General features: G+C 42.2%; 17 protein-coding genes. 6 read left to right on the forward strand and 11 right to left on the reverse strand.

Annotation, left to right across the window (positions count from 1 at the left end):
- Positions 1-148 precede the first annotated feature (148 nt).
- A complete protein-coding gene (locus EAH55_RS00910) occupies positions 149-1,882 on the reverse strand; it encodes a glycoside hydrolase family 13 protein (RefSeq protein WP_244228069.1) in 1,734 nt (577 codons plus the stop codon).
- 293 nt (positions 1,883-2,175) lie between these two features.
- Here EAH55_RS00910 and EAH55_RS00915 point away from each other — a divergent pair, with 293 nt between their 5' ends.
- Complete coding sequence (locus EAH55_RS00915; RefSeq protein ID WP_244228070.1) at positions 2,176-3,468, forward strand: BamA/TamA family outer membrane protein; 1,293 nt, start codon at positions 2,176-2,178, stop codon at positions 3,466-3,468.
- 70 nt (positions 3,469-3,538) lie between these two features.
- On the opposite strand, the gene EAH55_RS00920 is transcribed toward EAH55_RS00915, so the two are convergent.
- The gene (locus tag EAH55_RS00920; RefSeq protein WP_121808108.1) at positions 3,539-4,258 is read right to left on the reverse strand and encodes a peptidase associated/transthyretin-like domain-containing protein; all 720 of its coding nucleotides are present in this window, start codon (positions 4,256-4,258) and stop codon (positions 3,539-3,541) included.
- 168 nt (positions 4,259-4,426) lie between these two features.
- Here EAH55_RS00920 and EAH55_RS00925 point away from each other — a divergent pair, with 168 nt between their 5' ends.
- From EAH55_RS00925 to EAH55_RS00935, 3 genes are read left to right on the forward strand one after another with little or no spacing between them, the layout of a single operon-like run.
- Entirely contained in the window at positions 4,427-4,789 is a 363-nt protein-coding gene (locus EAH55_RS00925) for a BlaI/MecI/CopY family transcriptional regulator (RefSeq protein ID WP_121808109.1), read from the forward strand.
- Positions 4,786-7,131: a M56 family metallopeptidase gene (locus EAH55_RS00930; RefSeq protein WP_121808110.1), complete on the forward strand. Its 2,346-nt coding sequence runs from the start codon at positions 4,786-4,788 to the stop codon at positions 7,129-7,131. The genes EAH55_RS00925 and EAH55_RS00930 overlap by 4 nt, the downstream gene beginning before the upstream one ends.
- Positions 7,132-7,175: 44 nt before the next feature.
- The gene (locus EAH55_RS00935) at positions 7,176-8,876 is read left to right on the forward strand and encodes a S41 family peptidase (protein ID WP_121808111.1); all 1,701 of its coding nucleotides are present in this window, start codon (positions 7,176-7,178) and stop codon (positions 8,874-8,876) included.
- Between the two features lie 72 nt (positions 8,877-8,948).
- Here the strand turns inward: EAH55_RS00935 and EAH55_RS00940 are convergent, their stop codons facing one another.
- From EAH55_RS00940 to EAH55_RS00980, 9 genes are all read right to left on the reverse strand, one after another.
- Positions 8,949-9,329, reverse strand: a complete 381-nt coding sequence (locus EAH55_RS00940; protein ID WP_162996706.1) for a hypothetical protein — start codon at positions 9,327-9,329, stop codon at positions 8,949-8,951.
- A gap of 83 nt (positions 9,330-9,412) precedes the next feature.
- Entirely contained in the window at positions 9,413-11,656 is a 2,244-nt protein-coding gene (locus EAH55_RS00945) for a CRTAC1 family protein (protein WP_244228071.1), read from the reverse strand.
- A gap of 150 nt (positions 11,657-11,806) precedes the next feature.
- Complete coding sequence (locus tag EAH55_RS00950) at positions 11,807-12,355, reverse strand: hypothetical protein (RefSeq protein ID WP_121808113.1); 549 nt, start codon at positions 12,353-12,355, stop codon at positions 11,807-11,809.
- A gap of 245 nt (positions 12,356-12,600) precedes the next feature.
- Positions 12,601-13,725: an acyltransferase family protein gene (locus tag EAH55_RS00955; protein ID WP_121808114.1), complete on the reverse strand. Its 1,125-nt coding sequence runs from the start codon at positions 13,723-13,725 to the stop codon at positions 12,601-12,603.
- A 140-nt stretch (positions 13,726-13,865) separates the two neighbouring features.
- Positions 13,866-15,050: a DUF1624 domain-containing protein gene (locus tag EAH55_RS00960; RefSeq protein WP_121808115.1), complete on the reverse strand. Its 1,185-nt coding sequence runs from the start codon at positions 15,048-15,050 to the stop codon at positions 13,866-13,868.
- Between the two features lie 321 nt (positions 15,051-15,371).
- Positions 15,372-17,492: a transporter family protein gene (locus tag EAH55_RS00965; RefSeq protein WP_121808116.1), complete on the reverse strand. Its 2,121-nt coding sequence runs from the start codon at positions 17,490-17,492 to the stop codon at positions 15,372-15,374.
- 10 nt (positions 17,493-17,502) lie between these two features.
- Complete coding sequence (locus EAH55_RS00970; RefSeq protein ID WP_121808117.1) at positions 17,503-18,639, reverse strand: S8 family peptidase; 1,137 nt, start codon at positions 18,637-18,639, stop codon at positions 17,503-17,505.
- Complete coding sequence (locus EAH55_RS00975; protein WP_121808118.1) at positions 18,639-19,727, reverse strand: hypothetical protein; 1,089 nt, start codon at positions 19,725-19,727, stop codon at positions 18,639-18,641. Before EAH55_RS00975 ends, EAH55_RS00970 begins: the two co-directional genes overlap by 1 nt.
- Before the next feature lie 358 nt (positions 19,728-20,085).
- On the reverse strand, positions 20,086-23,481 hold the full coding sequence (locus tag EAH55_RS00980; RefSeq protein ID WP_121808119.1) for an ABC transporter permease: 3,396 nt from the start codon (positions 23,479-23,481) through the stop codon (positions 20,086-20,088).
- 147 nt (positions 23,482-23,628) lie between these two features.
- Between EAH55_RS00980 and EAH55_RS00985 the strand changes: the two genes are divergently transcribed.
- Together EAH55_RS00985 and EAH55_RS00990 are read left to right on the forward strand one after the other, a co-directional pair.
- Positions 23,629-23,877 (forward strand): hypothetical protein, encoded by a 249-nt coding sequence (locus tag EAH55_RS00985; protein WP_121808120.1) that lies wholly within the window; start codon positions 23,629-23,631, stop codon positions 23,875-23,877.
- A 39-nt stretch (positions 23,878-23,916) separates the two neighbouring features.
- Positions 23,917-24,402 carry a hypothetical protein gene (locus tag EAH55_RS00990; protein ID WP_162996707.1) on the forward strand — a complete coding sequence of 162 codons (486 nt, stop codon included), beginning with the start codon at positions 23,917-23,919 and terminating at the stop codon, positions 24,400-24,402.
- Positions 24,403-24,469: the final 67 nt, after the last annotated feature.

Below are 24,469 nucleotides of genomic sequence, written 5' to 3' on the forward strand. Positions count from 1 at the left end.
CAAAAATCCACTCCATAAACGTCATTGCGAGGCACGAAGCAATCCCAAACTATACAGGGCGGATTTGCTTAACGACTCTGTTAATCGGGGATTGCTTCATGCCTCGCAATGACGGCTCCTTTTACTATTCCATCCGTGATTGTCCCTCCTATTTCACCTCATAAACCACCGCCTCATACGGCATCAGCGTGCCGTTTTTTGATGGTATTTGATAATTGTCAATTAAAACAGTCGCATTGTTTAGATCGATGCCCGTTTGTGTTGAGGCCGCCTTATTGGTGAAGTTCAGTAATACCAACAGCTTCCTGCCGTTCAACTCCCTGGTGTAGGCATAAGTATCAGGGTTTTGCGCGTCGAGCAAGGTGTACTTTCCGTATACCAGCACCAGGTTATCTTTCCGGAGTTTTACTACCCGTCTGAAATAATTTAAAATGCTGTTGGCATCTTTTTCCTGAGCGGCGGCGTTAATGTTTTTGTAATTGGGGTTTACCTTTATCCAGGGTGCACCAGTAGTAAATCCGGCATTTGCGGTATTGTTCCATTGAAATGGCGTACGACCATTATCCCGGCTTTCAAAAGCTATCCGTTTTAAATACGCAGGTAAATCGGCACCAATATTTTTCTGACGCTGGTACTCGTTCAGCGTTTGCACATCGCGGTAATCCTCAATTGTGGTAAAACCGGCATTGGTCATGCCCAGCTCGTCGCCATTGTAGTAGTAAGGTGTACCGCGCATGGTCATTAAAAAGGTAGTCAGCATTTTTGATGATAAAGCTCTAAATTCAGGGCTGTCATTCCCGAAGCGGCTTACCAACCGTGCCTGGTCATGATTGGCCAGGAATATCGAAAGCCAGCCCTTTGCCGCAAAAGCACTATCCCATTTGGTGAATACCTGTTTTAAATGCGTTATGCTGTAACCTTCGGGCTTGGCAATATCTACCCCTTCAAAGGCATAAGCCATGTTCAGTTCATTCCTGTCGGCGTCAACTAAATTATGCCCGTCTTCAAATGTATTGCCTGCACCTTCGGCCACGCTCATTACATTGTATTTGCTGAGCACTTCCCGGTTCATTTCCTGCAGGTAGCCATGCAAATTGCCCTGTACACCATAATATTGGGTAAAGTTTTTTTCAAACCCTTTTGGAAAAGCCGGGAAGGTAGTATCCTTCGCGGCAAACTGGAAAGCATCCAGCCTGAAACCGTCAATCCCTTTATCCGCCCAAAACTTCATGATACCATATACTTCATTCCTGAGTTTAGGATTTTCCCAATTAAGATCGGGTTGCTTACGCGAAAAATAGTGCAGGTAATAGGCATTCGTAAGCGAATCGTACCGCCAGGCATCATGGTTCACATCAAACAAACTATAACGATATGCCGGCTTACCTTTCTCGGCGTTCCACCAGTGATAATATTCCCGATATGGACTGGTTCGTGAGCTCCGGCTTTGTTTAAACCATTCATGCTCGTCGCTGCTATGGTTTACAACCAGGTCCATAACCAGTTTTATGCCACGGCTATGCATGCCTTTAAGCAAAGCGTCAAAATCGTCCATCGTACCAAAATCCTTCATGATGTTGCGGTAATCGCTTACATCGTACCCGTTATCATCATTGGGCGAACTGTAAATAGGATTAAGCCAAACCACATCAATCCCCAGGCTTTTGATATAATCCAGCTTAGAGATGATGCCTTTCAAATCGCCGATGCCATCCCCGTTATTGTCTTTAAAGCTGCGCGGATAAACCTGGTAAACTACTGCTTCTTTCCACCATTTGCGGTCGATGGTATCTGTTGCTTTGGGATTATTCTGGGCATATCCCGAAAAGGCACCAAGCATAAAAATAGCAAAAGCCATAAAACGGATGTAAGGTACGTTCATGATCATAATCGGTTAAAATTTATAGCAGGACAGAACTGATTTTCTGCGGTTTACAATAAGAGAACATTAAGGTAGCATTATTTAACAAGAACATCAAATAAAGCAGCCAAAGCAGGGGGCATAACACGTTCCGAAATTTAAGTTTCAAACATTATGGCCGTTTGGGGGTTTAAATTAAGCTAACACCCATCACAATTAACAGTTAATAAATTGAACTTTAAATATTTATATAAGTTAGCGTGCATCACAAACCACCACATAAAATTTCTATCCTGCTTTTAAAGACGGTTTTATTGATACTATTTACAGGCGTGGCCATGCATAGCCTTGCCCAGGTGCAGGTACCTGCCGATTCGGTAAAGGCGGATTCTCTCCGCATTAAAGAAAAGGAGGTGCAGCCGGCAAAACCTACTGATACATTGTACAAACAATATGACTTCGGCGATCTGGTACGCAACATACTGCATCCCGGCCGACCAGCCGCACCTCCAAATAAAAAATCATCGGGCATTACAATTATTCCCAACGTGGCATCTAACCCTACAATCGGCTCGCAGATTGGCATTAAGGCGGTGGCCGGTAAAAAATTAGGGACCGATCCAAATACGCTGCTATCAGTAGCCGCAACCTCGGCCTCTATTACTACCAAGGGGATCATCTATTTTTATATCAATCACAACATATATACACCGGGTAATAAATGGAATTTCCAGGGCAATTTGGTTGCAGCCAAAACGGTATCGCCCGATTATGGTTTGGGAATTGGCCAGGCATCAAGCGGCAGCGAAGCCGACCAGGTACTGGCCAACCCCGAGCGTAAAGGAAGGGCCCTGCATTCGCAATATTATAATATCAGGGAGAAGGTGTACAAAGAAATTGACAAGGGGCTGTTCCTGGGTGCAGGCGCATCTTTTGATATCAGGCGAAAAATTGAGGATACCAAATCAACCACCGATCTTACCCCCTATAATATTTACAGCGACCGCCACGGGTTTGCCCGCGATCATTATGCCGCCAACGGTCTGCTTTTTAACCTGCAATACACCACCCGCGATAATCAAAACCGGGCTTACCGTGGCATTTATGTAGACGCCGGCTTCCGCGTTAACCAAAGCTGGATGGGTAGTTCAAAAAACGCGGTGCAATTTACTACCGATTTCAGGAAGTATTTCAGCCTGTCAGAAACAAACCCGGAGCATGTTGTAGCTTTCTGGAACTGGGGCTCATACCTCATCAGCGGTAATATTCCTTATCTGGAGTTACCTGGCACGGGTAAAGACCCAAGCTTCAGGAGTGGCCGGGGCTATGTTGTACAATACTTTAAAGGCACGCAATACAACTACTCAGAAGTGGAATACCGTTTCCCGATACTGCGGAACAAGTTTATAAGCGGCGTAGCATTCGCCAACCTGCAAACTACCAATGATGAGTCGGGCACTAAAATATTTCAGGTGTGGCAGCCGGGCTATGGCGGCGGCTTGCGGGTTTTATTTAACAAAGCCACACGCACCAACCTTTGCCTTGATTATGCCTTTGGCAGGTATGGTTCAAAAGGGTTCTTTTTGGGCTTGAATGAGGCATTTTAAAACAAAGCAGCCTCCGGTTAAAACCGGAGGCTGCTTTGTTAAATATCGACTACAATAGCCTCAACACAGCTTACTTTGTATAGATAGCAAACTTTGTATTTTTAAGATTAAGCGGCGTCATCGACTTAATGTCTTTCCTTTTGATAGTGCTGTTTAAATGATCTGCTATTACCAACTGTTTCTTGTTAATCAATATCGAATCTTTAGCCGATGAGATCGCGATCCATCCAGATTTATCAACAATATAAAGCTTATCATCAATTTTGATCAATACATCCTGGTTACCCGCTTTCGCCTCAGTTAGTTTATCGGCAAATGTTTTTCCCGCTTTAACCGAATCAAAATTTTTCAGCACATTGCCATAGCCCAGATCGGTAACTGAATTGTTTACCAGCTTTGAAAAAGAATCTGACCCTGAAGCGCCTGCTTTATCCAATCCAAAATACATCAAAGCATTTGCACCGTTAGATAGGCTCCCCCAGTGTTCACTTTGTACGATAGTATTATAACCCTTTTTTGAAATCTTCAATTTAAACTTCATCTCGCCATCGGCCGTGAAGCTAAGCGTGATCTTATAGTAACCTTTCGCGTCTGTTTTACCCAGCGGCTGTTCGTCGGCTCCGTAGATGTTGGCGGCTTCAATTGGCTGCAGCGTTTTTGAATCAACAACTAAACCGGCGATGTTGATATTTCTTGCTATTCCATCCCGCTTTTTGGCAAATAACTGCGTGGCTGTAAGGATCGAAAGCAAAGCAACAAGGGAGAACCTTGCTATTAAAATTTTATTCATGATAGTATTTAAGTTGGCAATGAAGATAAAATATTAACCACAAAAGGGCAAAAACTTCTATACTTTCCAATGTTTTAAACCACAACTCCTAACAAATTAGTACAAATACTAATAAATTAGTTGCAATACTAATTTATTAGTATTGAGTTTGTTTATACCTCATAACCAATGCAAAAATTAGCCAAACGCGAAGAGCAGATCATGCAGGCCGTATGGATCCTGGAGAAAGCTGTAATCAAAGACATTATACAGGAACTTCCTGAACCTAAACCTCATTACAACTCGGTGGCAACTATGGTTAAGATCCTGGAAGAAAAAGGGTTTCTCGCGCATGATGCCATTGGTAATATTTACCAGTATTACCCGGCCATATCAAAAGAAGAATATCAGAAACATGCCATGAAAGACATCGTGAGCCAGTATTTTGATAACTCCTACCCGCGGATGCTGGCTTTTTTTGCCAAAGAAGAAAAGATCACCGAAGATGAGCTGAATGATATTATAACCATCATTAAATCCAATAAAAAATGATACCCTATCTGCTGTACGTAGCCCTGCTGCTGGCGGTTTGTTTATTGTTTTACAAACTATTGCTGCAACGCGAAACGTTTTACCGTTTAAATAGGTACACGCTGCTATGTTGTTTAGGATTCTGCTTTCTGATCCCACTTATACACCCGCCTGCTCAATGGTCGGCACAAAACGCCGAAAAGCCCATTAGCCAGCCTGTTGTGATACAGCAAGTACAAGAACCTCCAATATCTGAAGTCGGGTTAGAAGACGGCCCAACACTGAAAACGACCTTAACTCCGGAACAACCTAAACCCGCACAAACCATCACCGCTAAACCAAAGTCATCATTTACCTTATCTGCTACACAAGTAATAAAATGGCTGTTGATACTTTACTGGGCGGGCGTAGCCATATTTAGTTTAAACCTTTTAGTGCAAATTGGCAGTACCCTTTACCAGGCATTTACCAATCCATTTATTACTGACGGACGGTATCGCATCGTCGAACTCAACGGTAATAAGGTGCCTTGTTCCTTTTTCAATTATATCTTCATCAATCCGGCGGCGTATGATTGGGATACCTACAGCCAGATCCTGCTGCATGAAAAAGTTCATGCCAAGCAGCTGCATAGCCTGGATATCATGCTGGCCGAGCTTTGCATTATATTTCAATGGTTTAACCCGCTTGCCTGGTTGTACCGCAAGGAAATTGAGAACAACCTCGAATACCTTACAGACACGGCCGTTTTAAACCATGCGGATACGGACAGGGCTGCTTATCAGCTGAGTTTGCTTAAAGTATCCGCACCTGAGTTTTCCCTGCGGATAGCTACCAATTACAATCAATCGCTTCTGAAAAAACGCATTGCCATGATGAACGCCAAACGATCAAACCTGCACATTTTATGGAAGTATTTTACCTTGCTTCCGCTATTTTGCCTGTTTATTTGCGCGCTTAACCAACCCGCAAACAGCGCCCAGTCAACAAATACTCCTGTATCTTTCATCAAACCAGCAACCAATAACGCATCAGCATATAAAAGCTTTGATGCCGAAGTGGAAGGTTATTGGTTTGCGGCCCGTGATGGCGATAATATGAATATGGATTTCAAAGTGACTACCAAAGGACATAACTGGAACTATAATTCATTTAATGTTCCTATGAAAGACCTTTCGTCGATGCCCCGAAAACAAAAAGGTGATTTTACGCTAACCCGTGATGCGGGCACCATTCTGTTCAACGGTAAATTTGACGGAGATGAAGGTCTTGGCCGCTTTAAACTTAAGCCCAATAAAGCTTATGTAGACCTACTACAAAAACAAGGCATCGAACAGATCGAAATCCATGAACTCCTCGACCTGCTATTATCCAACGTGGAGAAAGATTACCTTGAAAAACTCCAAAAATATGGTTACACAACAACGAAAGTTAATGACTTATCCGCTTTGCGATATTTTGGAGGTACTGAAAATGACATGAGATTTTGGCGGGCACAATACAAAGACATTACGCTAAGCGATCTCACCCGCATTAAAATATATAAACTGGACAGCTTATTTGTATCCGAAATGCGCAATGCCGGATACCCAAACCTAACCCTTCAGCAGTTAACGAGCTTTAAATTACAAAAAATAACACCCGATTATATACGGAGTATTGTAAGCGCCCGCAAAATAGGAAGAGCACAAGGCGATACCACCAGCCTGCTCCCCCCTGCCGATGAGCTCCTGTCTGCAAGGCATGCCAAGGTTGACAGCGCTTACATTCGTGATTTAATAAACGCCGGATATAACCTTACAGGTTCACAACTTCAGTCGTTTAAAGCGTACAATGTAACGCTCGGGTATATTGATAGCCTTAAAACCGTGGGGTACAGCAACCTGACATTTACTAACATAATAGGCCTGCGCAGTCAAAATATTACTGTAGATTTTATAAAACAATACCGCGCAATAGGTTTCAACGATATCCCGGCAGATTATTTGGCAAGCTTTAAACGGGAAAATATCAGCCCGGAGTTTATCAAAAGCTACCAAAATATGGGCTACAAGGATATTAAAGCCTCAGAACTGGTGCTTATCAAAATGCGGGGGATCACGGCTGATTATATTAAGAGTTTTCAGAGCCTGGGTTATAATGATATTGAACTGGCCGATATCATCAGCATGAAGCATGAAAATATCACCCCCAGCTTTATCAAAGGATTTAATGATCTCGGGTTTAAGAATGTGCCGGTAAAGGATCTAATCCTGCTTAAAACGTCGGACGTTACCCCGGAGTATGTGGGTTCCATGAAACAGAAAGGCCTCAATTCAAAAGATCTGCGAAAGTACATCAACCTTAAAAACTCTTTCAATTAATGTAAGCTAAAAACAACTATATCCACCTCCTAAACCAAACAACTATGAAAATTCACAAATTACTGCTGGTTGCCGTATTGGCTTCTACTTTCACATTTAACGCTGTAGCCCAACAGCATTTATCATCTTCGCAGGCCTACGACAAAGCACAGCAAGACCGCTCAGATGCCAATGACCTCTGGGAAAAAAAAGATCCTACACCCGCCGAACTCGACCGAAGCATCCGCATTTTAAAGCATACGCTTGTATTTCTGGACAGCCTGCCGATAAAGGAACTGGCCAATGGTAATTTCTACTTAAAAGCACGTGCTTATGACGTTTACCTGGATATGGCCCAGTCATATACGGTAGCCGGTAAAAAAGATTCGGCGATAATGATGCTTGAAAAAAGGTTTGCAGAGGGAGGTTCAAGTCGCGCCGCCAGTTATATTGGCGACTTTCCTTTATTGAACCCAATCCGCCAGGAACCAGGGTACCTGGCTATTGTGGAGAAAATGAAAAAGCAATCGTCATTCTGGCAGAACGAGGCTTTCAAAACGCGATATAAGGAGAACCTGACCGATGCGGAAAAGGTTGCAGGCCTATCGCTGTTATGGTCACAAGCCAAGTATAACTTTGTAAATTTTGATCATGCCGGTATCGACTGGAACCAAACATACATTGATTATATCCCTAAAGTAACCGCTACCAAAACCACTGCCGAATATTATAAAGTGCTGATCACTTTTTATGCGCAATTAAAAGACGGGCATACCAACGTATATGTTCCGAACGCTTTAACTGCCCAGTTTTATTCCCGCCCACCCTTCCGTACCGAATTAGTTGAAGGCCGGATATTTGTAACCCAGGTTTTTAGCGACAGTCTTTTCAAAACAGGCATACAACCTGGATTGGAAGTATTAAAGATAGATGGTGAACCTGTGATAGATTACGCCGAGAAAAACATAAAACCATATCAAAGCAGCTCAACCCCGCAGGATATGGAGGTGCGTGAATTTAGTTATGCCCTGTTAGCCGGCGATAAGAACAAACCCATCAATATCGAGTTTAAAACGGCCAACGGCAAGATCATCAACAAAACCATAGCGCGCACAGGTTATCACGATGTAAAAGGTCTAAAAACACTGGATTATAAAACCATAAACAACATTGGCTACCTCACCATTAATAATTTTGAAGATGGTGGTATCGGCAAACAGTTTGATTCACTTTATATCGCAGAGATCTCTAAAACCAAAGGTTTGATTATCGATGTAAGATATAATGGCGGAGGCAGCAGCGGCATAGGTTATGACATTATCAGTAAGCTAACCAATAAGCCTTTCAAAAGTTCAGCGTCAAAAAATATATCATTAATGTCGATGCCAGGATCCGAACCCTCATGGATTGACAACGGCTTTGGCACCTGGAATGCCAGCGGAAAAATATTTTATGATAAGCCGGTGGTGGTATTGATAGGCCCCCGCACGTTTTCGGCGGCTGAGGATTTTACTGTAGCCTTTGACTATATGAAGCGAGGCAAACTGATAGGCATGCCTACGGGTGGTAGTACCGGTCAGCCGGTGTCATTTAACCTGCCGGGTGGCGGGCAGGCAAGAGTTTGCGGCAAGCATGATAGCTATCCCGATGGCAAAGAGTTTGTTGGCGTTGGCATTAGCCCGGATATCACCGTAAAACCAACCGTTAAAGACGTTTTAAATGGCGTTGACGCCGCCAAAGAAAAAGCTTTACAATTGTTGAAATAAATTAATATTCCTAAAAAGACGAGGGCCTGTTTCTTCCGAAACAGGCCCTCGTCTTTTTATTGCTTCAACAGCTTACTGTCCGCTTGTTGCGCTCCAGCCGTCTCCCCAGCCGCTACCGCCGGCTGCCTTTGTACCTTTTACAAGCTTATCATATTTTACAGCTTGCTCTTTGGTTAAAACAGCTTTGATTTTTGAAATGGTAGCTGCCCTTAAAGGTTTAATATCAACCATCATTTTAGTATTATCACCCTTGTCTGCAGCTTTGATCTTTTCAAATTTATCAGATGACTCCTGGTATATAGCCGCAATTTTTTCGGTTTGTTTATCATTAAGCTTCAATTCTTTTTGCAGCTCTTTTGATTTTTCAACAGGTTTTGCTCCCGGTTTGGTTTGCGCGTTAACTGCTGCCGCCAATCCAATGAACATGCAGCAAAGTAATAAGAGTTTTCTCATGGTTTAAGATTAATTTAATTGTTATAAATGTAACTATTTCGGTATAAAACTGGTGCTAATATTTTCTATTACAAAAACATAACTTAATTTGTTTTGGCAGCTATTTGCATAGGCGTACATACCGGCATGCTTTTGCCCCGGAACATCAATTTAGTTAGCTGGGTGGTTTTATATTGCGCCTCACCTTCGGTGATATTTAAAAACCGGTTAGGTTCAACATTTTTAAAGTGCTGCACGGCGCCGCTGCCTGCCCATTTTATTTCAATTTCATCAATCATTTTTGCTTGCCCAATGCCTATTTCCTGCCGCAAAGGCGATGAGCCAAAACTTCCACCCGAATTAACATCCTTATAAACAGAGCGCTTAACCCCATTTTCGGTAAAAGTGAGTTTAATAACGCTGCCGATTGCCGCGTTATTGGCTTTTATGCCGATTAGCTTTAAGCTGATCCAGTTATTATTGCTTAACCCCGGGTTCATATACAATGAGCTGGTATATGAATCGCCGATATAAGCGCCGCCCATTTCGGCAAAAATATCCTGGCGGCCAACGTTTCTCAAATCGGCAAACGCTACACCATGTCCTTTTTGTAAGTTCCCCATGCGCGATGACGAGGTAATATCGGCAAACCTCTTACCCCCAATATTTCTGAAAAACTTGTTAGGCACCAGCGATTTAAAATCGGGATTGCCCGTACCAAAATACATATCAAGGTAACCGTCGTTATCAATATCTCCAAAGTTGGCCCCCATACTGTAAACTACTTTATCCAATCCGGCCTCTTTAGTTACATTAGTAAATGTGCCGTCATGGTTGTTTTTGTACAGGTAGATATTACCGGCTTCGGGAATAGCTTTGCCAAGCGCGGCGGCAGCACTGTAATACCCTAAAGTGTGCTCAAAATTATAGTTAGCAACCATCACATCGGGCCAGCCATCATTATTGTAATCGTAAAACCAGGTGGTAAAGGTGCGTTGTTTAATTTGATCAAGGCCTGATTTCGCAGTTACATCTTCAAAATCTACCCCGGCTTCGGTTTTGCCTTTGTTTTTTAGCAGGTATTTACGCCCATCCATGGTAGAAATAAACACATCCACAAAGCCGTCATGATCATAATCGGCAGATGTAACCCCTTTTACATAAGCCTTGATACCGCAATGTGCGGCAGTAGTAATATTGGTGAACGTACCATTGCGGTTATTGATATATAGCTGGCATGTTGATTCATCAACATAACTCATTGATTCGGAGTTTTCATTTCCTACAAACACATCCAGCCAGCCATCATTATTAAAATCGGCCCAGGTTGCTGTTTGTGTAGGGTGCAGCATAAATAAACCGCTTATAGCAGTTACATCGGTAAAAGTACCATCGCCATTATTCCGTAATAATGAGCTTGGCTGATTGCCGAAGCCCCTGGTGAGCCATGCGCCGCGCAAAACAAAAATATCCAGTTTACCATCGTTATTATAATCGGTTTGCTGGATGTTAAGCCCGCCGGTAATACCGGTTAAACCGGCGGCTTCAGTGCGGTCGCTGAAGGTACCATCCTGGTTATTTTGAAAATAATGCATAGGATCGGACAAGTCCCAACCCGACATCATGATATCCAGGTAGCCGTCATTGTTAAAATCATCAACAATTACACCGCCAGCGCGGCCGTGAATGTTAAGGCCCAGGCTGGCAGCAACATCAACAAATGGTTTAACCTGGCTGGTGGTATCCGGGTCGACATTCAGGTTCGGGATCAGGATATTTTTGGGTACTTTCTGCGGATATTCGCCCAGGGTCATATACGCGATATTGGCCAGCCAGCGTGATTCATAATCGTCGGGATGAAGTTTTAATAAAGTTTTGTAAACATCAATCGCTTTTCGTGAACCTGTTTGGAGTTTGTGTACACCATCGTCCTTGATAGGAAATATACACGATGAGCCTGTATGGTTAAGCATGCAATTGCTGCGCTCGCCCAAACGCATGTAGGCTATGGCCTGCTCGGGCAACATTTCATCGGTCGACATAAAATCGATATTATCCATCAGGTTTTTATAAATGTTTACCGATTGCTGCTCTTCCCCGGCCTTTAACAGCAGGGACGCCTTTGAAAATAAAACTTCCGGGCTTTTAACAAGCCGCTTAGTCTTAAGCAGCGAATCGCAATAAGCTAATTTCATTTCCGGATTAAACGGATTGGAGATGGTATTATTCTTTTTATATAGTTGCTTTAGCACCTGTGCCATCTCTTCGTTAGATGAGTTTTGGCAAGACGCTATTATAGTGAAACCGCAAAGCAGCGCGAGCGCGGCGGTGATTTTTTTCTTGATCATAGGATATACATTTACACGTGCGGATAAAATGCCAAAGCAAATTAACCGCGACAGATGTGGCATTAAATTGTATTAGTAGAAAATTGAGACGACAGAATTTATCGGGCACAACATATACATGCAGCCCGTAAATAAGTTAAGCGAAGAAAATTAGCAGGATGCTTTTGGCGGTTGCTCAGGAATATCCAGATGGTGGCTTATTGGTGATTGCCCGTGTCTTATAGTGATTTGAGGCAAATACTTTACAGGGCAAAAAAATTCAAACTGTACAAATGAAAATGTCAGGTTATCCTGCAGGGCTATTTTACCAAAAGGAACGTGTTCTTTCGGCGAAACAGGGATATCTTTAATCCCTTTAGCATCAAGCACATTACTATCCGCAAAGCGGGTAGTTTCATAGTTAGGGATGCACATGAGGTGAAGGGCCTTTTTTGTCATCCGTAATTTTACATAGTTATACGTAGCGTTACCGAATGTTATATGCCCAGATATATTTTCAAACGCCTGCCAATCATGTATGGCTGGCAAATCAACCGGAATGGTAATTTCGGTTAGGTCATTGACATTATATAAACCTTTGCTGATCTGTTCTTTAAAAAATCTATCCGATTTATATACCAAATATTGATGCACAATAAGCTGCCCGCCAATATTAAGCAGGTAAATATTCAACAATATTAATGCAATGGTCTTTTTCAAGCGGTTTATAATAACCTAAAGATGAGATTTATAAACGGCATTTTCAAGCCTTATTTTTATGGCACGAATAAATAATATCAAGAAAACACTAAAAGCCGATAATACTAAGGCGCAGAATTGACTCACATGATCTACGCATCCACCCTTCACCTTCGGCATAAAAAGGATAAAAAAATCCCTCTTTACACTATCGTAGAGAGGGGATTAAGCATAGCGACCTGTATGTCGCTATGTATTTAGTTCTATTACTTTTTTATTAAAACACGTTTCTTTAACCATTCCCTAACGGGTTCATCATATAGTTTAAGACAGGCATAGGCAATAGCAATGCTTGCTACAAAAATACCCAGGCCGGCAAACAAGCCTGGAGCCATCGGCACCTTATTATTTTGTACCCAGGCTATATGAAAGTATATTAAAGGATAGTGTGTAATATAAAGCGGATAGGAAAGATCACCTATAAATTTGCAAACCCTGATTGAGCTTTGGCTTTTTAAAGTGCCCCCCGCCCCAATGGCTACTATTAAAGGGAAAAGGATAATGATACAAACCGATTCGTAAATCCCGTTCATCCATAAATGGTCAGGGCCACCTATCCTTGGTACGCACAGTATAGCGGCAATTAAAATGCTACAAACTGTAAAAGCTCCTTTAATATGAATAAGCTTGCCCATGCGGCACAATAACATACCGGCAAAAAACGGATATAACAGGCGGGTGAAGCCTATATAGAGCTGAGGCTTATCTACTGTCCAACCGCCAATTACATCGCCTTGCGGCCCCATTACTGTGAAATGAATTAACAAACAGGCCGATAAAAACACGAAAATAGCAAGCAGCGTTTTTGAAAATCTACGAATCACTAATGCGTAAAGTATATTGGCTACGTATTCAAAAAACAACGACCAGGCCGGTCCGTTCAAAGGGTGCATTTCCTGCCAGCCGCGGATATCCAACGATGGCCGTATTGGTATCAATGTAAAACCAATCAACATTATTAGCAGCATTTTCCAAACGGGCGTTTCATTAATAAGCGGAAACATGGCGCATCCCTGCGTATAAAAAAACACAGCACCAATTATAGATCCCATAATAACCATGGGTTGCAGGCGGACAAGACGACGCTTATAAAAATCCCATTGGGTCATTTTCCCCCAGCGGTCATCATACGCATAGGCCACCACAAAACCAGAGAGCAGAAAAAAGAAATCGACCGCGAGATAGCCGTGGTTGATAATTTGATGGAAACGATCGCCGGAATAAGTTTCAAGAATGTGAAAAGCAACCACAAAAAGCGATGCCACGCCGCGCAGACCGTCAAGAATTTGATAATGCCCTTTTGTTTCAAGGTACGTAGTGTTTTTACTCATTAGCAGGAAAAAACAAATATGATAAATTGGTTAAAAGAGATTGGGTACCAAGCATAGCAAACCAGCCACAATACCACGGCTATAAATATGCTTTAATTTATCGGCAAGTCAAAACCTCAACAATAAAAGCTATTAACCTTTTACAAATAACTCAACCACCATTTTGCCTTATTGGCCTGCTTGTAAGTATCATAACGTTTACATAAAGGATATAGGCCTGCTACTATTAAAATCCAGGTGAGGTAAGCTACCGGTAATGAAAATCCATAGCCTTTCAGGTCGCGCGTAAACCAGATAGGTTGTTTCAGGAACCAAATTGTCCAGTCTTGCCCCGGCGTTAATGCCGAAGCAATGATTGCTATGAGGTGTATGATATAAATGTGGATAAGATAATAGAACATTGGCACCCTGCCATATACCGAAACGACATCCACAACCTTGCCCTTTAACTTTTCAGTAAATGACAGGAACAGAAAAGCCGAACCAAGCGTAAGCAGCAGGTACAGCAACGATGGCGGATATTTATTTACTTTAATGAACGACAGGAAGGTATAAAACCCGTCTTTCTGTGCTGTCCATTTCACCGGATCACCATAAACGTTAGTATATCGCAGTACGATGAATGCAAGCAGGCAGCAGCTGCCTGCAATCAATAAGTTTTTTTGCCGTTTGATAACATCATAGCCAGCGGTATACCATCCACCCAAACAATAGCCTAAAGACATAACAGCCATTAGCGGCACAATGGGATATCCTACCAGTAAAATTTCTTTATGCCACATAAAAAACTGTTGGTCATGCAGCAACGACCAGCCAAAGGCCTCCAGGGAACTTCCAGGAACATGCACACCATCTAAAAGATTATGCCCTGCAATTATTGTAACGCTAATTCCAAGTATCAGTTGTTTAGGCAAATAGATCAACGCAGCCAATATGATCATACTTAAACCCAATGCCCAAATAGTGATGAAGAAAAACATGGGGAATCCAATATTGAAGTTCCAGCCGAAGTTAACCACAAACATTTCGAGAAAAATGAGCCACAAACCCCGTTTTACCAGGAATACAGATAATTCCTTTTTAGATTTCTTTTGCCCGATGAGGCATGCCGACGTCCCGGCAAGCAACATAAATATCGGCGCGCAAAAATGGGTGATCCACCGGGTAAAAAATAATACGCCACTTGTTTTTGTAAGGTCAAGTGGATCAAAATAAAACGAACCGGAGTATAAATAATCCCTTACGTGATCAAGGGCCATAATGATCATGATAGTACCGCGGAGAAAATCTATCGAGGTTATCCGGTTCTTTAAAATTGTGCTCATTCAGGTTTTTGGATGCGAAATTAAAGATACTATTTTTATAGTTGAACATTTATAAAAACCGGCTCATATTATCAGGATTAGCTGATCTCAAATAATTTTTAAACAGCGACATTCCGCGGGTAAACGAGATTGTTTATTACAGGAAATAAATCCCTCGGGAGCTTATTTTTTGGAACAACTCAATTAATCATAATAACTCCATCCGGTTCAAGTATAAATGCCGAACGGGATAGAGAACCATATCGATAAAGCCGCATCTGCACAATTTCAATTGTTATTTTTAAAAAACTCAACCGCGCTTTTAAATAAAGCCATAAACTATTATTTACTCTTCATTTTGTTATGGAGGTTAAAGAAAGGGATATCCACAGCGAGGAATACGCTCCATCGCCAGGATGGATTGTTGAGCACTGTAGTATTGTCCACATTGATTTTTGAAAGCCCTGGTCCGTATTGGCCTCCTACACCGAGCGAAAGCGGAAGATTACCAAAGAAGCCATAAACCACAAACGCACCCGGCGAAAAAATCTGCCCAAGCTTTATCTTGTAATCTTTTGACACGGTATTCGTGTTGACCGAACCGTTGGAACTTATTGTGGAGTCTTTTTTCAATTTATAATCTACAATGGCGCCCAAATCTATCAGTGAGCCAAAAAAGCTCAGTGACCCGGCCGATTTCCAGCTTAAAAAGCCTGGTGTATAAGAAATACCTATAGGGGCAATTACCCCAAATTTGCTCGTCCACGAACTGAAGGAGTTATTTTTATTGGACAAATAGGCGCCAAGATAGGCCTGTACAGATAAATTACTATTAGTATTCTTTTTTACAGAAGAACTGCCCACCGGTAAAACCGCGTTTTCCAAAGCGGCCTGTACTTCTTCTGGCTTTTCCGCGCCAACCATATCCGCCATAAACAAGCCATATGGTTTCAGCTCTTTAAAGAAGTTAACCAGTTGCTTAAGCCGGTAATTTGCAACCGCCAGCTTCAAATTGGCGTTTGTAGCAGTTTCGCTGAGAATGGTGTCGATGACGCTCTCTTTTACCGGTGTATATTCAGCTTTTACATCTGCTATATTTCGCACAGTGTTTTTTTCCTTACCCTTATAGTCGGTTATGCTCGCCTTCGTCATTAAATCCTGATACTCAGGGCGTTTATCTATTGTGTTTGAAATATGATCGAATACATCAAGCGCGTCACTAAACAACTGGGCATATTTCCGGGTGTACACATCCTTGTAAATCTCGTTTGATTTTTTCGCGATATCAAAATAATCCTCATCAAGCGGCAGGCTTACGTAGTTTTTTACAATGGCATTGGCTTTCCCGATAAAATCGATAGATGTATTAATATAGTTGTAATAATCGTCGTTGGTTAAAACGGCGTTGGTTCTTTTTTTAGTAATGATATCACTTACCAACGCGTTAACGCCCGAAGTAAGATCAAAAAGGTCGCTTAAACCACTCCTGAGCGTTAACAAGTTATCTTTCTGCGCCAGCAGAATATCTGAAAACAGCCGGGACTTATCGGGTGCAGCAAAAAATTCGATCTTTTCCATCTGGGCTTTGCGATAAACAAGCCCAACATAGATCTTTAAAAACACTTCATCATCTAAAAGCCTGCGCAGTTCTTTCGCGGGTACCCAGATGCTGTCTGCATGGCTGGTTATATCTGCCTTAATACTCTCGGAAAGAAGCGTGGCTACTCCCAGCGTACTACCAATATTTTTAACAGCCACGGTAGCTGAAGGATCATGCCATTCGGGAAAAAGCGAAAACTCCCGGAGTACCTCCGCAGGATTGGCGAGCCCACTTTCTAATTGATGTACAAGTTTGATCGAACGGAGGCAGACTTTTATTTCGGGAAGATTCTTCAATAGCTCATTATATCTGGGAAGGTTCAGAACATCATCCAGCTTATAGGTAACATTTTTTAAATCTTCCAGGAAACCGGTTCTTAAAGCCGGCAACATCTGGGGATAAGCATAATCAAGCAAATTGCTCAGATTGGCCGTTGTTTTTGGGAACAGGATCTTGAATTCCGGGTTCTCCTCAGAAAACTTCTTGAACCGGTTAAAAAAGGCAAGTGTCAATTCCTGCTTCGCCCGCTTGATCAGGAAATCTGATAATCCGTTTGCCAGGTTTGTTACATCAAGCCCTCCTATCGCGGAGCTAAAGCTAAAACTGTTATTACCACCCGCGGCCTGAACCGCGAACATATTTACAGTAAAAGGATTTTTATTAAGGGAATCTACCAAACCCTCAATCGTTGCGGCGGCATATAAATTCTTAACCGCGTCTAAAGCCTGGTTGTCAATAGTTATTTTCTTGGTATCTTCCTGGTACAGCGACCTAAAATAAGAGGCTTGATAGAAAATACCTTTCTGAGCGTATGATTCAATTGAAAGAATAAGGATTATAAGGGTAAGGAGATATTTTTTCATAGAGGCAGGTTTAAAGGGCCTTAAATAGATTGACAGGATTTATTATTTTCTTATTTCCGGGGGTATTAATCGTGTCGGCAGTACTGATCATCTTTGCTTTAAGAGTAGCCGCACTCCAGCTTCCATTTTTCCTTTTCAAATAGGAAACCGCAAGTGCCGCGATACCCGCAGCAATTGGCGTGGAAAAGCTGGTACCCGTTTCAGGCGAAGGGACGCCCTGCGGGTTGTAAGATTCTATGTTTTCGCCGGGCGCATGCAAAATCGTTTTGCTACTTAAAACAGTCACCGGGGCTATTTGCCCATTAAGTGTACTTGCACCTACCGAAATAACATTGTTATGAACAAAGGAAGCCGGATAATAATCAGCCGTTATTTGTGTAGTTCCCGAATTACCGGAACTTGCAAAAATAAGTACATCATTATTAGCCATAATGGTATTCAGTTGCTGTTGAAAGTCGTTTATCTTTGCGGCAGATAAATTGCCTACGTAATAACTGATGGAAATAACATCAGCTTTCTGTTTGATTGCCCAATCAATTCCATCCAAAATGTACTGAAAATCCGGCAGCGTACCGTCATAGCTGATCTTGCCAATGAGCAACTTACACTCCGGAGCCACACCAATTATCCATTTATCATTGTTTATGGCCCCAGCCAATGAGGCGCATCGGGTACCGTGTTTCTGTCTATCCTTGTCCTCAATGGTGAGCGTCAGACCGGGATAAACCTCGGGTTTAATAAAAACCTTGGTATTGGCACTGGTTATTTTGGGAGTCAGGTCGCGGTTGGCTGAATTGTACCCGGTATCCAGGATGGCAACAGTAGCCCTTGCTCCTCTTTCTGTATGTTGCGACCAAACATCACCTATTTTAAGGCTATCAAACCAGGGGAAGGTTTGTTTTTGACCGGCAGCCTTAAATTCGAGCAGATCGGCCGTAGGGATATCATGCTGAACGCCCCCTATCCAATAATAATTATCCGCTCCGTCCTTTAGCCATACATCATTGCCATCGTAGGGATCGCCCTTGTATAGCTTTCCATCAACCTCGATCTGGCTGCCGGGAGCAAGGTATTGGTATGACGGTGCATTAAGGCTGGGGCTGCCTGCACGGATATTCAAATATTTATCTTTTACAATTACTTTCATTATCCTACCCTGTCAGCTGGTTTAACGGCAGTTTTATCCTTGTCATCGGAACCTGCGCTTTTTGTGGAAGCAGCAGCCCCCTTTAATTGCATCAACTTATTCAACAGATCATACCAGAAAGGAGCTCCCAGTGAAATAGCCAGGGCCGTCAGTAACCACCCTAAAATGATACGGCCAATATTGGCATCCTTCTCAAAATGCAAAAAATCGTTGGGCCACCCTAAACCCAGCAAATCATTTACTTTACTAATGTCATTTGTAACCAGTGTTTTTGCCTGGCTCACCAGGCTATCTTTAAGATGTTTTGTTTGTTTATATTGATCCAACGCAGCTGCTTTTAAAGAGTCCTTTACGGCCTGCGGTTTTATCATCTGCGCTATAGCATCATCCGTGTTCTTCAAATCTTCTTCCAGGTTAGGATGCACTTTTACAAAGTTATCGGCCTGCTCAACAACATGCTGTGTAAGTGTAGGGTTACTTTCCAGCTTCTTCACTATCCCCAGTGTATCCACATTAAAAGCTATGGCTATTACCAGCCCAACAACAAGCAGGATTAGTTGGGTGGACTGCTTATACCAGGTAGTAGATTTCCTCATCATCTTGTTGAACCAGTCTTCAATCAGCGATTTAAACTTTTGTGTATCTCCCTGCGAATCAATCCAGATCGTATTTAAATAACTTATGGTTTCCTCTGGAATATTCACCGCATCATTCCAGGCTAATTTTTTTTTGGTAAGGCTGTTCTGAATCTCGTTTTTAAAGGCATCACCGGCATTAATAGCCGATCCGCGGAGCAAATCGATGAGTACTTTTGAAAAAGTATCGGGATCAATGTAAGACGGGCAATCACTTATGAAATTTCCGGTTTTGAGAAGTTTAATAAAAGGATGTTTATAAAAAGTTTCGGAAACAGAGTTGGTTTTACTTTTAGAATCGCCCAGCATAACGTGAATAGCATACCGAAGTACCAAACCCCTAAGCTGAATGTTTGTTGCTATAATTTCCTGAATCAGCGTACCCAACAAACTGTACAGGAGGTAAATAAAGGTAAGCCCAATGACTATTGATAATGCTTCATTGTTAAACATGACAGATTGGTTTAAGTTATATGGCGATCCCGGTACACCGGCTATTAAAAGCAGCTACAATTTAACAATAATTATAATTATAAATAACTATAGATCAATCAATTATTTATAATATTTTTTTCAATAAGTTATTGATTTTATAAAGCATGATCGTTTTTAAACAAAAAGCCTCAGATAGTGAAGATCCGAGGCTTTGTTTTGTACTAAATAAGGGGGGATAATTGCGCCTTGTTATATCCAACCCCAAAAAAGCAATGATGAATATTGACATAAACAAGAAAAACGGACAAACCATACTTTTCAAGCCTGTCCGTTTTGACAGCAGAGCTGAGATCAGCCTGCTTTAAAAAAACATAAATCACTCACTCCGCAAACTTTTAACCGGGTTGGTCAACGCGGCTTTTATAGCCTGAAAACTGATGGTCAAGAGGGTTATAACGAGAGCAATAATTCCCGATACGACAAATACTCCCAGACCAATGCTAACGCGATACGCGTATTTTTCCAGCCAGTGCTCCAGGAAGTAGAGTGCCACCGGCGAAGCAATAAGGCAACTGATCAAAACCAGCACCACAAAATCCCGCGACAGCAATAGCCACACCTGAGCTATAGAAGCGCCTAATACCTTGCGGATACCGATCTCCTTGGTGCGCTGTTCTGCCACATAGGCGGCCAGACCGAATAAACCCAGGCAGGAAATAAATATAGCCAGGGCTGCAAATACACCGGCCAACTTGCCCAGAAGTATTTCCAGGTTAAACTTGCTCGCATACTCCTCATCAATAAACTTATACTGATAAGGAAAAGCGGGGTTATATTTTTGGAAGATCTTACCGATCTTTTCAATTGTAGTATGCGTATTGGCATTTTGAGGCAGCCGATAAGTGATGATGAACCCATATGGGTTATGGCCGAAAACAGCAGGCGCAACCGGCGTATAAGGCGACTCCATCAGGGCATCTTTCACCACTCCGATAATTTTAACCGGCGTATTGCCAAAATTAACTTTTATAAGTTGATTGAGAGGATCTTTAAGACCAATGCGCTTCACCATGGCTTCATTCACAATCACATTCAATGAATCACTTTTCCAGTCGCCCATAAAATTGTGCCCCGCGGCAAAGGTCATGCCCATGGTTTTAAAATAATCGTCCGACACCCAGATTCCACCAATATTCACTTCTTCTTCCCCAGCGTTTTTACCCGGCCATTTCTCCAGTGAAAAATGACTGTACACCTGCGTTGCCGGCGATGTGGATGATGCCATACTTTCAACCAATCCGGATGATAGCAAATCATTTCTTAAAGCGTCAAAATGTTGAGGAAGATCACCGTTCATGTCGGTCATCACCAGCCTGTCAGCGTTGTAGCCAGTCGGCCGGTCCTTTACAAACTGTATTTGTTGGTAAACAATCACCGTACTGATGATCAATGCTACCGAGCAGGTAAATTGTATAACCACTAATATTTTACGCGGTAATGTAGCGGCTTTGCCCATTTGGATACTTCCCTTGAGCACCTTTACCGGGTTGAATGATGACAGGTAAAACGCCGGCCTGCTTCCGGCGGCCAAACCTGTTAACAGCACAAAAGCAATCATGATGGCCCAGAAACCTATGTTATTATACGGCACCTGGATATAAGAACCGGTTAAAGCATTAAACGAAGGCAGTGCCAGCTGAACAAAAAGCAGGCAAAGCAAAAACGATACAGACGTAATCAAAACCGACTCGAGTAAAAACTGGTAAACCAAGTCTACACGCCCCGAGCCTATCGCTTTGCGAACGCCAACTTCCCTCGCCCGTTTTTCGGACCGTGCGGTTGAAAGGTTCATAAAATTGATACAGGCTATCGCCAATACCAGTATACCAATAACGCCAAATAAACGTACATAATCCACAAATCCACCCGCTACCTTTCCATTCTGGAAATTGCTGTATAAATGCCAATCCGTTAAAGGGTGCATAAAAACCTCTGGCTTTAGCGATCTCATCTCCGGGCTTCTTTTCTCTACAATATCCCTGATCTTGGGTGCTATTTGTGCATAGCTTACACCCGGCTGCAGCGAAACATAGGCAGAGAATGAATTGTAGGTCCACTTGGTGCGCCCATCCCTGATCCAGCCCTGTGTTGCTTCAGAGTAAGCAAAGGGAGTTAGATAGCTGAATTGCATAGTAGCATTAGTGGGGATATCCTTAATAACCCCGGTAACCTTCATACTTTGAACGTTATCAAAACGCACCACCTTCCCCATCGGATCGGCATCGCCAAATAGCGCCTTGGCGGTTGATTCAGTCAGCACAATGGAGTAGATATCCGTCAACGCCGAATTAGCGTCGCCTTTAACAAACGAATATTGAAATATTTTAAAGAAATCCGGCCCGGCAGCTCCCCCGCCCAGGTACAGTTTCTTATCGCCCACTAATAGATCATGGTTCATCCGGCCGATATTGTCGGCTTCGGCCACATACTGTACTCCCGGGATCTCCTTCCGCAACACATCAACCAGAGGAAGCGCTATAGATGTTTGGGTAGATGTGCCGTTATGTTGCGAGGTCAGGTTCATTTCTACCTGGTACGATCTGCCGTAATCGGGCAGGAAACGGTCATAAGAATATTGATTGGTTACCCATAAACCAATCAGTAGTGCGACGGCCATACCGGCCGCCAATCCTACAATATTCAGCGCGCTATAAACTTTGTTGTACAGCATATTGCGCCAGGCAATTTTTAAATAATTACGAAACATATGAATGCGATTTAATTTCTTACCAGACCATACAGGAATGGTTTTGTGACCCGAAATTATCGCTGCGGATGCTGATAGAAGTTCCAAATCATGATTTGGGCGCTCTTTTTTCAGTTCGTTCTTATATTCCGCCGGGCTTTTGCCGGTGATTTGTTTGAACGTGCGGTTAAAAGTAGTTTTGGAATTGAACCCGCAATCATAAGCTATACCCAAAAGTGTTATCCGGTTGTAAGCAGGATCCCGCATTCTCCGGGTTACATCCTGTATCCGGAATTCATTTACAAAATCGTTAAAGTTTTTTCGCAGGCCGGTATTGATGATCTTCGACAATTCGTGGATGGAAATGCCGAGCTCCTTGGCCAACGAGTTTAAGCTTAACTCCGCGTCCAGGTAAAACTTATTAACCTTCATTTGATGCCGCAGCCAATAACCCCGTTGTATCAATCTATCCGCCGATGACGGGCTTGCAGGCATAAACTGTTTTCCGGTTATTTTATTGACCTCTTTTTGCGCAGGATATTTAACCAGTTTTGAGCACCTGTACAAATAAGTTGTAATAGAAATGAAGGCCAGCAATTGCAATACCGACTGCAAGTGTTTATACACCGGGGTATCATAGGTAGCAAGCCCGGTGTGCATGCTTTGAAGAACGGCCAGCACATGCATCCCCTGTTCCAATAACAAAGGGCTGAAGTGGGCCAGATCTTTACCTGTAAATTTTTCTTCCGGCTTAACTATACCACGAACATAGAAAAACACCAGCGGGCCAAGTGTCAGCAGAAACTGCAGCGGCACCCAGCTCCATCGCGGGAAATTCCTGCTTAATTGAATATCAATACAGAAGTTTCTGAGCAACCACAACATCATCGTAACCAGGATAAGGCTAAGCAAGCAGTTGACATATCTTTTGGAAAACCATAACCGCAGACTAAAAGTTAGTCCGATGAATAACGCAGCCAGTAAAAGCAGGGCGGATATGTTGATATGAAAATGATTAAGAGTCATTAGTAAATTTGGGCTCAACTCTTGTTCCAGATTAGCAATACATTGATTTACAGAAACTTATTAAAAATCAACATATCTCTTTTGTAATAATACCGGACATCGACCGTTCGGTTTTGAAATATGCCTAAAAGCAATTAATCTTATATAATGAAACTGACGAGATATTGGATTGAATTTGAAATTGGGCTAAATAAGATTGGATATGGAGTAAGCGGATACGGCTTTGATGATGCCTTAAACTTGATTAAGGACAATGTTTTTAAAGCGCAAAAAGTCCCAGCTGTTAAAAGCATGATTGAAGACGTTGATATTTCTACGTTAGATTCAAATCATGTACTGTTGAATATAGCTCCTCCAAACGTTAGGGGCATTTGGTTTCCTTTGGGGTATCAATAATTAGTAAAAAACTACAGCTTACACCGGTAAGTTAACCTTATGATTAGAAACATAACGTGGATATTATTAACTCTCGCTATTTTATCGGGATGCAAAAGCAGTATAACAGACCGTTTGATTAGTAAAATTAACCGGGACTGTGGCAGCCGAACCGAACCTATGTGCACAATAGTCTTAAAAGACGCCACCGGGTTTAAATGGGATAAGTTATACCTTTTTGGAGCATGGACTATTTCGGATTCTATTAAAAATAAAATCAGGGTTAATTATGATGGTGAAGATGTGCAAGATGATTATAGACGACTTTTGTTTACATATAATGATAAGGTTGTTTATGAGGAAGACTTTAAATCATTTGATTATGGCAATTCAACGATCGGTATCTCCGTAGATATAGATAGCCTGCTTCAAGCAAAAGTTCCATACTTTACACCTTCAAATGCCATATTTACTGTAGATAAGGGTAAGATTGAAGGAAGCTGCGATAAATGTTTTGAGTACAGTTTGACTCCCCAAAAAAAATAATTCAGAGTTAACTAATGCCATATATGTATTAAACAGGCAAATGCCAGATGAAACAAATATTTTGTTA

Source organism: Mucilaginibacter kameinonensis (assembly GCF_003675385.1).
Classification (GTDB): domain Bacteria; phylum Bacteroidota; class Bacteroidia; order Sphingobacteriales; family Sphingobacteriaceae; genus Mucilaginibacter; species Mucilaginibacter kameinonensis.